We start from the raw sequence: 10,432 nt of genomic DNA on the forward strand, positions 1-10,432 counted from the left end.
GACGGCGGCCCAAACGCAAAGTCGCGTTGGTAGCATCAGGCACCACTCATGAGCTCGGAGGAGGCTTCGCTGGAAACGGGCGTGGACGGGGAGATTTTCGGCCGCTACCGGCTGCTCGAAGTGCTTCGATGGGGCGGGTTGGGGACCGTGTATCGCGCCCGGGACACGATGATGACGCGCGAAGTCGCCATCAAGGTGCTTCCGACCGAGCAGGCCGGCGAGGCGCAGTCTGACGAGCAATTTCGCCATGAGGCGTCCATCGCGGCCCAACTGAACAATCCCAACATCATCCCGATCTACGAGGCCGGCGAAATCGAGGGTCAGCGCTACCTGGTGATGCCGCTGTTGGACGGTCTGGACGCGGGCAGTCTGCTGCGCCGTGACGGAGCGATGCACCCGACGCTGGCGGTGCGGGTGATCGAGCAGGCCGCCGCGGCGTTGGACGCCATGCACTCGGCAGGGCTGGTGCACGCCGATGTGAAGCCGTCGAACCTGTTCGTGGTCGGCGGCGAATTCGTGTACCTGATCGATTTCGGGGTCGCCTCCCAGACGCCGGCTGTGGACCAGGTCGACGACGACGCGAGGCAGAGTTGGGCGTACCTGGCGCCGGAGCGCATCAAGTCCGAACCCCCGGACGTCCGCGCGGATACCTACGCGCTGGCCGCGGTGCTCTACGAATGCCTCACCGGGCGCCCGCCGGTGGCAGGTGACAGCCTCGAGCAGGTGGTCGCCGCCCGCCTGGAAGATGGACCGCCGAAACCGACCGAGGTCAATCCGGCAGTCCCGGTCGGATTCGACGAGGTGATTGCGCGCGGCATGGCCACAAATCCCGACGAGCGCTACCAATCGTCCCGCGAATTGGCCGGCGCTGCGCGAAATGCGCTCGCCTCCAACACAATTGCACCGGCGGGCTCGCTCAGTGAGGTGGAATTCGGCCGCTATCGACTGTTCGAAATGCTGGGTTCGGGCGGAATGGGTTCGGTGTACCGCGCTCACGACACCGCCCTGGGGCGCGACGTGGCAGTCAAGGTGTTGCGGCCGGAACTGGCCACCGAGCCGGGTTATCAAGAGCGATTCCGCCGCGAGGCGTACGCCGCCGGCCGGCTCAGCAGCCCGAACATCATCCCGATCTACGAGGCCGGCGAGATCGACGGGCGGCTCTATCTGGTGATGCCGGTGGTCGACGGCGTCGATGTGCACACCGTGCTCCAGCGGGAAGGGCCGATGAGCCCCGCCAAGGCGGTGCGGGTGATCGAACAGGTTGCCGCGGCGCTGGACACGGCGCACCGCGCGGAGCTGGTGCACCGGGATGTGAAGCCGTCGAACATCCTGATGGTCGGTGACGACTTCGTCTATCTGATCGATTTCGGCCTCGTGCATGAAGCCTCGGCCGCTCGCCTGACGCTCACCAACGTGACTCCGGGAACTCCGGGGTACATGGCTCCGGAGCGCTTCACCGGCGAAGGGACCGCCGACGCTCGCGCCGACGTCTACTCGCTGGCCTGTGTGCTGTACGAATGCCTGACCGCCAAGCTGCCGTTCAGCGGCGGCGGTATTGAGGGATTGGCCGTCGCTCACCTACGTGACGAGCCGCCGCGGCCGAGCGAGGCGCAGCCTGCAATCCCGGTCAAGTTCGACGAGGTGATCGCGCGCGGCATGGCGAAGAATCCCGATGACCGGTACCAGTCGGCCAGCGAACTGGCGGCGGCCGCGCGCGCGGCACTGACCGCTGCCGGACCCAGGCACGCCAAGCCCACACCCGGCACCGGTCCCGCCGACTCGACACAGGACGCCGCGGTGCTGGCACCGGTCGAGTCCCCGCGCAGAAGTCGGCGGCCGCTCGTCCTGGGCCTGGCCGCCGTCGTGACCGTCGCCCTTGCTGTCACCGCAATCATGTTGCTGGACAACCCTTTTCGTTCGGCACCGGACTCGGCGCAAACGGTCCTGCCGTTCCAGGGCCTGGACGGGCCGGTGGGCGTTGCGGTGGACGCCAACGGCACCGTCTATGTCACCGACAGCGGCCACAACCGGGTGGTGCAGCTGGCGGCGGGCGCGACGAACCAGACCGTCGCACCGTTCACGGATCTGAACCATCCGACCGCCATCGCGGTTGACGGCCAGGGGGACATGGTGGTCGCCGAAGCTGCCAACAGTCGGGTCCTCGAGTTGCCGGCGGGTTCGACCAGTCCCACCGTTCTCCCGTTCACCGACCTGACCGAGCCCACCGGTATTGCGGTCTACGCACGCGGAGCCGACCGGATCTATTACGTGGCCGACTCGCTGCACAACCGGGTACTGACGCTGCAGCCGACGGGTCAAACCGAGCTGCCCTTCACCGGTTTGGAGCATCCGTCGGCGGTGGTGGTGGACAAAGACGGTGTCCTGTTTGTCGTCGATCGGGACAACGAAAGGATCCTGCGGCTGCCGCCGACCGCGATCGTCGCGACCGTGCTGCCCTATGCGGTCGACCGGCCCGACTTCATGACCGTCGGTGAAGGCGATGACCTGTATGTGTCAGACGGCCACGCGAACAAGGTCGTGAAGCTGGTCAAGGCATCGAACACCTCGGACCCGCTGCCCTTCCAGGGATTGAAGAATCCGCAAGGGATCGCGGTCGACGCCGCCGGCAACGTGTACGTCGTCGACAGCGGGAACAACCGGGTGCTGAAGTTGCCGCCCAGTTAGTTGCGCGAGCAGACGCTAAAGCCCCCATTTCGCAAGGAAATTGGGGGCTTTAGCGTCTGCTCGCGCCAGGCAACGCGACCCTAGCGCGAGAACATCGTCGCGCGCTTGACCTCCTGGATCGCCTTCGTCACCTCGATGCCACGCGGGCAGGCTTCGGTGCAGTTGAACGTGGTCCGGCAGCGCCACACCCCGTCCACCTCGTTGAGGATGTCCAGCCGTTCGGCGGCGGCCTCGTCACGGCTGTCGAAGATGAATCGGTGCGCGTTGACGATCGCGGCCGGGCCGAAGTAGCTGCCCTCATGCCAGAACACCGGGCAACTGGTGGTGCAGCACGCGCACAGGATGCACTTGGTGGTGTCGTCGTAGCGGGCCCGGTCGGTGGGGCTTTGAATGCGTTCGCGGGTAGGCGGATTGCCGGTGGTGATCAGGTAGGGCTTGATGGCGCGGTAGGCGTCGAAGAACGGCTCCATGTCCACTACAAGGTCCTTCTCCACGGGCAGTCCGCGAATCGGCTCGACGGTGATGGTCAGCTTTTTGCCCGGCTTTTTCGGCAGCAGGTCGCGCATCAGCACCTTGCAGGCCAACCGGTTGACGCCGTTGATCCTCATCGCGTCGGAGCCGCACACGCCATGCGCGCAGGACCGCCGGAAGGTCAGCGTCCCGTCCAGGTAGCCCTTGATGTAGATGAGCAGATTGAGCAGCCGGTCGCTGGGCAGGCAGGGCACCCGGAAGCTCTGCCAGCCGCCGGTCGCGGCGAAGGCATCCGGGTCGTCGGGGTTGAACCTGGCGATCTTCACCGTCACCATCACCGCGCCCTCGGGCACCGGGGGCAGCGGCGGGTCGAGGGTTTCGACGTCGGTCTCAGCGCTCATCAGTACTTGCGCTCCTTCGGTTCGTACCGGGTCTGCACGACGGGTTTGAAGTCCAGCCGGATGTCGCTGAGCAGATCGGTGCCCTCTTTGTAAGCCATGGTGTGACGCATGTAGTTGACGTCGTCCCGGTTGGGGTAGTCCTCGCGCGCGTGCCCGCCGCGGGATTCCTTGCGGTTCAACGCTCCTACCACGGTGACCTCGGCCAGCTCCAGCAGGAAGCCCAGCTCGATGGCCTCCAGCAGGTCGCTGTTGAAGCGCTTTCCCTTGTCGTGCACCGTGATTCGGGAATACCGCTCCTTGAGCGCGTGAATGTCGGTGAGCGCCTGTTTGAGTGTTTCCTCGGTGCGGAACACCGCGGCGTTGTTGTCCATCGTCTGCTGCAGGGCACCGCGGATGTCGGCGACGCGTTCGTTGCCGTGCTCGGAGAGGATGTCGGCCACCCAGCCGACCACCATGGACGCCGGCTCCGGCGGCATGTCGGCGAAGTCGTGTCCCTGGGCGTATGCGGCCGCCGCGATGCCGGCCCGGCGCCCGAACACGTTGATGTCCAGCAGCGAGTTGGTGCCCAGCCGATTTGCGCCGTGCACCGACACGCACGCGCACTCGCCGGCCGCGAACAGCCCGGGCACGGTGTTGGTGTTGTCGCGCAATACCTGCCCGGTGACGGTGGTCGGGATGCCGCCCATCACGTAGTGGCACGTCGGGTAGACGGGCACCAGTTCGTGGACCGGGTCCACGCCCAGATAGGTCCGGGCGAACTCGGTGATGTCGGGCAGCTTCGCCTCCAGCACGTCCTCACCGAGGTGCCGGACGTCGATGTAGACGTAGTCCTTGTGCGGGCCGCAGCCGCGGCCTTCGAGCACTTCCAGCACCATCGAGCGGGCGACGATGTCCCGCGGCGCCAGGTCGACGATCGTCGGGGCGTAGCGCTCCATGAAGCGTTCGCCGTCGGCGTTGAGCAACCGGCCGCCCTCGCCGCGTACGGCCTCGGAGATCAGGATGCCCAGCCCGGCCAGTCCGGTCGGATGGAACTGGTGAAACTCCATGTCCTCCAACGGAAGTCCCTTGCGGAAAACAATGCCGATGCCGTCGCCGGTGAGGGTGTGCGCGTTGGAGGTGGTCTTGTACATCCGGCCGGAACCGCCCGTCGCCAGCACGATGGCCTTGGCGTGGAAGACGTGGATGTCACCGGTCGCCAGTTCGTAGGCCACCACGCCGGTAGCCACCGGGCCGGTCGGGGTCTGCGTCAGCGCGAGGTCGAGCGCGTAGAACTCGTTGAAGAACTGCACGTCGTGCTTGACGCAGTTCTGGTACAGCGTCTGCAGGATCATGTGGCCGGTGCGGTCGGCGGCGTAGCAGGCCCGGCGCACCGGCGCCTTGCCGTGGTCGCGGGTGTGCCCGCCGAAGCGGCGCTGGTCGATGCGGCCCTCCGGGGTGCGGTTGAAGGGCATCCCCATCTTTTCCAGGTCGAGCACCGCGTCGATGGCTTCCTTGCACATGATTTCCACCGCGTCCTGGTCGGCGAGGTAGTCGCCGCCCTTGACGGTGTCGAACGTGTGCCACTCCCAGTTGTCCTCTTCGACGTTGGCCAGCGCCGCGCACATGCCGCCCTGGGCGGCGCCGGTGTGGCTACGAGTGGGATAAAGCTTGGTCAGCACGGCAGTACGTACCCGCGGCCCGGCCTCGACCGCGGCGCGCATCCCGGCACCGCCCGCGCCGACGATGACGACGTCGTATCGGTGTTGCTGGATCAAGACCTCTCCTTCAACGGTTTTCAGGCGATGTTCGGGTTGAAGGTCACGATGACGTAGGTTCCCAGCACCAAGGTGAAGCCGATCGACAGCAGCAGGATGCTGTTCAGCCAGAAGCGGGTGACGTCCTTGCGGCTGTAGTCGTCGATGATGTTGCGCAGCCCGTTGCCGCCGTGCAATTGCGCCAGCCACAGCAGCGCGAGATCCCAGAACTGCCAGAACGGCGACGCCCAGCGCTGTGCGACGAAATTGAAGTCGATGCGGTACACGCCGTCGTCCCACATCAGCATGATGAACAGGTGGCCGATGGCCAGGAACACCAGCGCGATCCCGGAAAACCGCATGAACAGCCAGGCGAACTTCTCGAAGTTCGGGATGCCGGCGCGGCGGCGCGGCGAGCGCGGGTTGTCCAGGCTGGCGGGCCGGTCGTGGCTGCGCTGGCGGATCGGCGCCGTCTGGCCGGGGCCGAGCTGCAGGTCGTTGATGCTCATCGCAGGTGCTCCCAAGCGTGGATGCCGATCACGACGCCGGCCATCACCAGCGGCACCAGGAAGGCGACCGCCACGATCCACAGCATGGTCCGCTGGTGGCGCGGACCTTCGGACCAGAAGTCGATCAGGATGACCCGAATCCCGTTCAGCCCGTGGAAAAGCACCGCGGCCACCAGGCCGTATTCCATCAGGCCGACGATCGGGGTCTTGTAAGTCGACAACACCTCGTTGTAGGTCTGCGGGCTGACCCGCAGCACTGCCGCGTCCAGCACGTGGACGAACAGGAAGAAGAAAATCGTGGCGCCACTGATGCGATGCAGCACCCACGCCCACATTCCGGGATCGCCTCGGTACAGGGTCCGAGGTGGCCGCCGCTTACGTGACGTCGAGGGCGTTGCCGGATCCGCGGTTGTCGCTTGGGTGCTTACCATTTCCACCGCCTCCCAAAAACCGTCAGTAAACGGGTCTAGCCGGGCAACCGAGCTTAACTTGAGCAACGAGCGAGCGGTACCAAACAGTCCCATCCGAATTGTGTGTCGTAGCACAGGTTAGGGTGGCCTTGCTCAATTAAGCCCAACGGCGAGCGGGGTTGCCAAATGCCGGAAGTGAATTGGAATTTATTGCGCGACAAGGCAATTCAGGTTGCATCCGGCGCGTATGCGCCATATTCGAGGTTCCCGGTGGGCGCCGCGGCATTGGTCGACGACGGCCGCATTATCGCCGGATGCAATGTGGAGAATGTCTCATATGGCCTTGGTCTCTGTGCGGAATGCGCGGTGGTGTGTGCGCTGCATTCCGGTGGCGGCGGCCGGTTGCTCGCGCTGGCTTGTGTGGACGGCGTCGGTTCGTTGCTGATGCCGTGCGGACGATGCCGTCAGCTGTTGCTCGAACACGGCGGACCGGAGTTGCTGATCGACCATGCCGACGGGCCCCGTCGACTCGCCGAGCTGCTGCCCGATCCCTTCGGTCCCGACGATATCGCGCGGGTAAGCCGTTGACGGACAACGTATTCGATGCGCCGACGGTCATCCGGTGCAAGCGGGACGGCGGCCGGCTCTCGGATGCCGCCATCGACTGGGTGATCGAGGCCTACACAGACGGCCGTGTGGCACCCGAGCAGATGTCGGCGTTGCTGATGGCGATCTTCCTGCGCGGCATGGATCGCGGCGAGACCACCCGCTGGACCGCGGCAATGCTGGCGTCGGGACCGCGGCTGGATTTCACCGACCTGGGTCTGGCGACGGTGGACAAGCACTCCACCGGCGGCGTGGGCGACAAGATCACGATCCCGCTGGTGCCCGTGGTAGCGGCCTGTGGCGCAGCGGTCCCGCAGGCCTCCGGCCGCGGGCTCGGCCACACCGGCGGCACCCTGGACAAGCTGGAATCCATCGCCGGCTTCACTGCGGCGCTGTCCAACCAGCGAGTGCGTGAGCAGTTGCGGGACATCGGTGCCGCCATCTTCGCCGCCGGCGAGCTGGCTCCTGCCGACGCCAAGCTGTACGCGCTGCGCGATGTCACCGGGACCGTCGAATCGCTGCCGCTGATCGCCAGTTCGGTGATGAGCAAGAAGCTGGCAGAGGGTGCGGGGGCGCTGGTGCTGGACGTGAAGGTCGGCTCCGGAGCTTTCATGAACTCCGAGGCCGAGTCCCGGGACCTGGCCCACACCATGGTCGAGCTGGGCATCGCACACGGGGTGCCCACCCGCGCCCTGCTCACCGACATGGAGGCGCCGCTCGGGGCCACGGTCGGCAACTCCCTAGAGGTGGCGGAGTCCCTGGAGGTGCTCGCCGGCGGCGGGCCGCCCGACGTGGTCGAGCTGACCGTGCGGTTGGCCAGCGAGATGCTCGACCTGGCCGGGATCGACGGGCGCGACCCCGCCGAGACGCTGCGCGACGGCTCCGCGATGGACCGATTCCGCCGGCTGGTGGCCGCCCAAGGTGGGGATTTGGCGAAACCGTTGCCGATTGGTCGGCATTCGGAAACCGTGCCGGCCGCTGAGGGCGGCACAATGGGCGACATCGACGCAATGGCGGTTGGGTTGGCGGCCTGGCGACTCGGTGCGGGCAGGTCCCGGCCGGGCGCGCGGGTGCAGCACGGCGCGGGCGTGCGGATCCACCGCCGCCGCGGTGAGCCGGTGGCCGTCGGCGACGCGCTTTTCACGCTCTACACCGACACCCCGGACCGCCTGGCGCCCGCGATAGCCGAGCTGGACGGCGCCTTCAGTGTGGTGGACCAACCGCCGCCGCCGCGGCCCCTGATTATCGATCGGATCACGCGATGAGCCTGAGTCTGGACAGGATCAAGCAAGCACCCAAGGCGCTGCTGCACGACCACCTCGATGGCGGGCTGCGGCCGGCCACCGTGCTGGAGATCGCCGGCGAGATCGGCTACGACGGCCTGCCGGCCACCGACGTCGATGCGCTGGCGGCGTGGTTTCGCACCCGCTCGCACAGCGGTTCGCTGGAGCGCTATCTCGAGCCGTTCTCGCACACCGTCGCCGTCATGCAGACACCCGAAGCGCTGTATCGCGTCGCGCACGAATGCGTAGCGGACCTGGCCGCCGACTCGGTGGTGTACGCCGAGGTCCGATTCGCGCCCGAGCTGCACATCAACCGCGGCCTGTCGTTCGACGAAGTGGTCGACGCGGTGCTGGCCGGTTTCGCCGCCGGCGAGAAGGCGTGTGCCGCCGACGGCCGTCCGATCAAGGTCCGCTGCCTGGTGACCGCGATGCGCCACGCCGCGATGTCGCGGGAGATCGCGGAGTTGGCAATCCGGTTCCGGGACAAGGGCGTCGTCGGATTCGACATCGCCGGTGCGGAAGCCGGCTACCCGCCGACCAGGCATCTGGATGCTTTCGAGTACATGCGAGATCACAACGCCCGCTTCACGATTCACGCCGGGGAGGCCTTCGGCCTGCCGTCCATCCACGAGGCGATCGCGTTCTGCGGTGCCGACCGGCTCGGGCACGGGGTGCGCATCGTCGACGACATCACCGTCGGCCCGGACGGCGGCGTCTCCCTGGGTAAGTTGGCAGCGATATTGCGGGACAAGCGAATTCCGCTGGAACTGTGCCCGAGCTCGAACGTGCAGACCGGCGCAGTGAACAGCATCGCCGAGCACCCGTTCGACCTGTTGGCCCGCAGCCGGTTCCGGGTGACGGTGAACACCGACAACCGGCTGATGAGCGATACGACGATGAGCCAGGAGATGAGCCGGCTTTCGGAGGCGTTCGGCTACGGGTGGAGTGATCTGGAGCGCTTCACGATCAACGCGATGAAGTCGGCGTTCATCCCGTTCGACGAACGGCTGGAGATCATCGACGACGTCATCAAGCCGCGGTATGCGGTGCTGATCGGATGACCGTCAGCGAAAACACGTAGGCCAGCTTTCGGCGGCATGTGACACGTACGACCCCGGGCCTGGGGAATTACGCGTTCCGACCGATGGTTGTTGCGGGCGGACGGGGCACAGTCGAATCGTCCCGTTCTATCCCGAGGAGCACGAAGTGAAGTACCTGACCCGCAACCCCGAAACATCGACTCGCCGCGACCGTTCGCCAGAGCGGGTATCCCACCCCAGGCGCCACTCGTTCCTGGACGATTCCTGCATGTCCCGCGCGATGAACCGCCGCTGGTGGTGATCCGGCCCGACCAAATCCGGGAATCCGCAGGCGCTGTTCGAGCAAATGGGGGATCGTATCGGGCATGTCGAATGTGATGGCGACGCCGGAGCTGATCAAGGCGGCGGCAACGGAATTGGCGACGGTGCGTTCGACTCTCGACGCCGCGCACATCGAAGCGGCGGGACCTACGCTCACCATCCAGCCCGCGGCCGCCGACGAGGTCTCGGCGGCGATCGCGCAGCTGTTCTCCCGTGAGGCCGAGCACTACCAGCAGGCGGCCGGGCAGGCCACAGCATTCCACGATCAATTCGTGCAGCGCTTGACCGCTGGTGCCGGTGGCTACGCCAGCGCCGAGGCCGGTAACGCCGCGCTGCTGCAGCCAGCCGCCGCGAGCGTGGGCAGCGCCGCCGTGGATGTGCTGGGCGTGACGATTCCCACCACGCTCGAGGACATAACCGCGCCCCTGCTCGGCATCCTCTTGACCCTTGTCCTCGGGCCACCCTTCTTGCTGTTTCTCGCCGCAGTCGGCTACGCGCTCCCCACCATCGTGCAGCTGTTCACCCCGGTCGCCACCGCTGCGGGCTAGCGCGGAATACCATCGCCGATGTGCTGCTGAACCGCGCAACGGCCGAAGGCATTGCCCGCGGCGAAGTCAGTTTGGTGCTGCGCCGCTGGGACGTCCCTCGCGCCAAACCTGGCGGCAGGCAGCGAACCATGGCGGGAACCGTGCGCATCGACGACGTGCAGGAACGCCCAGCCGACTACCGGGTCACCGCGCGGCAGGCGCGCGCCGCCTCGTTGCCGGCGACGAGCCGCAGGTAGCGCCGAGTCCACGGCCCCGATTCACTCGCGGTGTCCAGCCGGTGCAGGCGCGCCGCGATGGCATCGAGGTCGGCGGGCGACAACGCGGCATCGGCGGCCAGTGCCGGTCGTTCGTCGGCTCAAAGAGCTCGGATTGACCATCAGCCTGGACGTCGGCTACCGGCTGTCGCCGCGCGGGCGGGCGTTTCT

The 10,432-nt window shown here is 66.8% G+C and carries 10 protein-coding genes; 6 read left to right on the top strand and 4 right to left on the bottom strand.

Going from position 1 to position 10,432, the window contains the following annotated elements:
- Window positions 1-48: 48 nt before the first annotated feature.
- On the top strand, window positions 49-2,685 hold the full coding sequence (locus A9X01_RS25760) for a serine/threonine-protein kinase PknD (protein ID WP_081282635.1): 2,637 nt from the start codon (window positions 49-51) through the stop codon (window positions 2,683-2,685).
- A gap of 80 nt (window positions 2,686-2,765) precedes the next feature.
- Here the strand turns inward: A9X01_RS25760 and A9X01_RS25765 are convergent, their stop codons facing one another.
- Genes A9X01_RS25765 through sdhC form a run of 4 tightly spaced genes read right to left on the bottom strand, consistent with a single transcriptional unit; the run spans window position 2,766 to window position 6,134 of the window.
- Complete coding sequence (locus tag A9X01_RS25765) at window positions 2,766-3,557, bottom strand: succinate dehydrogenase iron-sulfur subunit (protein WP_065123419.1); 792 nt, start codon at window positions 3,555-3,557, stop codon at window positions 2,766-2,768.
- Entirely contained in the window at window positions 3,557-5,311 is a 1,755-nt protein-coding gene (sdhA, locus tag A9X01_RS25770; protein WP_065123420.1) for a succinate dehydrogenase flavoprotein subunit, read from the bottom strand. The genes A9X01_RS25765 and sdhA overlap by 1 nt, the downstream gene beginning before the upstream one ends.
- A gap of 20 nt (window positions 5,312-5,331) precedes the next feature.
- On the bottom strand, window positions 5,332-5,799 hold the full coding sequence (locus A9X01_RS25775; protein WP_065123421.1) for a succinate dehydrogenase hydrophobic membrane anchor subunit: 468 nt from the start codon (window positions 5,797-5,799) through the stop codon (window positions 5,332-5,334).
- Window positions 5,796-6,134: a succinate dehydrogenase, cytochrome b556 subunit gene (sdhC, locus tag A9X01_RS25780; protein ID WP_036353070.1), complete on the bottom strand. Its 339-nt coding sequence runs from the start codon at window positions 6,132-6,134 to the stop codon at window positions 5,796-5,798. The genes A9X01_RS25775 and sdhC overlap by 4 nt, the downstream gene beginning before the upstream one ends.
- A gap of 261 nt (window positions 6,135-6,395) precedes the next feature.
- Here sdhC and A9X01_RS25785 point away from each other — a divergent pair, with 261 nt between their 5' ends.
- From A9X01_RS25785 to A9X01_RS31650, 5 genes are all read left to right on the top strand, one after another.
- Window positions 6,396-6,797 (top strand): cytidine deaminase, encoded by a 402-nt coding sequence (locus A9X01_RS25785; protein ID WP_065123422.1) that lies wholly within the window; start codon window positions 6,396-6,398, stop codon window positions 6,795-6,797.
- Window positions 6,794-8,080, top strand: coding sequence for a thymidine phosphorylase (locus A9X01_RS25790; protein WP_065123423.1), 1,287 nt, complete (start codon window positions 6,794-6,796; stop codon window positions 8,078-8,080). The genes A9X01_RS25785 and A9X01_RS25790 overlap by 4 nt, the downstream gene beginning before the upstream one ends.
- Window positions 8,077-9,159, top strand: coding sequence for an adenosine deaminase (locus A9X01_RS25795; RefSeq protein WP_065123424.1), 1,083 nt, complete (start codon window positions 8,077-8,079; stop codon window positions 9,157-9,159). The genes A9X01_RS25790 and A9X01_RS25795 overlap by 4 nt, the downstream gene beginning before the upstream one ends.
- 344 nt (window positions 9,160-9,503) lie before the next feature.
- Window positions 9,504-10,007 carry a PE family protein gene (locus A9X01_RS25800; RefSeq protein WP_065123425.1) on the top strand — a complete coding sequence of 168 codons (504 nt, stop codon included), beginning with the start codon at window positions 9,504-9,506 and terminating at the stop codon, window positions 10,005-10,007.
- 20 nt (window positions 10,008-10,027) lie between these two features.
- Window positions 10,028-10,243: a hypothetical protein gene (locus A9X01_RS31650; RefSeq protein WP_065123426.1), complete on the top strand. Its 216-nt coding sequence runs from the start codon at window positions 10,028-10,030 to the stop codon at window positions 10,241-10,243.
- The last annotated feature ends 189 nt before the right edge of the window (window positions 10,244-10,432 follow it).

It is taken from the genome of Mycobacterium asiaticum (assembly GCF_001668675.1).
Classification (GTDB): domain Bacteria; phylum Actinomycetota; class Actinomycetes; order Mycobacteriales; family Mycobacteriaceae; genus Mycobacterium; species Mycobacterium asiaticum_D.

What these genes read in the sequence shown, in the direction of transcription:
- A9X01_RS25765 (WP_065123419.1), bottom strand. Translation starts at nt 3,557, where the DNA reads ATGAGCGCTGAGACCGACGTCGAAACCCTCGACCCGCCGCTGCCCCCG.
- A9X01_RS25760 (WP_081282635.1), top strand. Translation starts at nt 49, where the DNA reads ATGAGCTCGGAGGAGGCTTCGCTGGAAACGGGCGTGGACGGGGAGATT.
- sdhC (WP_036353070.1), bottom strand. Translation starts at nt 6,134, where the DNA reads ATGTGGGCGTGGGTGCTGCATCGCATCAGTGGCGCCACGATTTTCTTC.
- A9X01_RS25800 (WP_065123425.1), top strand. Translation starts at nt 9,504, where the DNA reads ATGTCGAATGTGATGGCGACGCCGGAGCTGATCAAGGCGGCGGCAACG.
- A9X01_RS25795 (WP_065123424.1), top strand. Translation starts at nt 8,077, where the DNA reads ATGAGCCTGAGTCTGGACAGGATCAAGCAAGCACCCAAGGCGCTGCTG.
- A9X01_RS25775 (WP_065123421.1), bottom strand. Translation starts at nt 5,799, where the DNA reads ATGAGCATCAACGACCTGCAGCTCGGCCCCGGCCAGACGGCGCCGATC.
- A9X01_RS25785 (WP_065123422.1), top strand. Translation starts at nt 6,396, where the DNA reads ATGCCGGAAGTGAATTGGAATTTATTGCGCGACAAGGCAATTCAGGTT.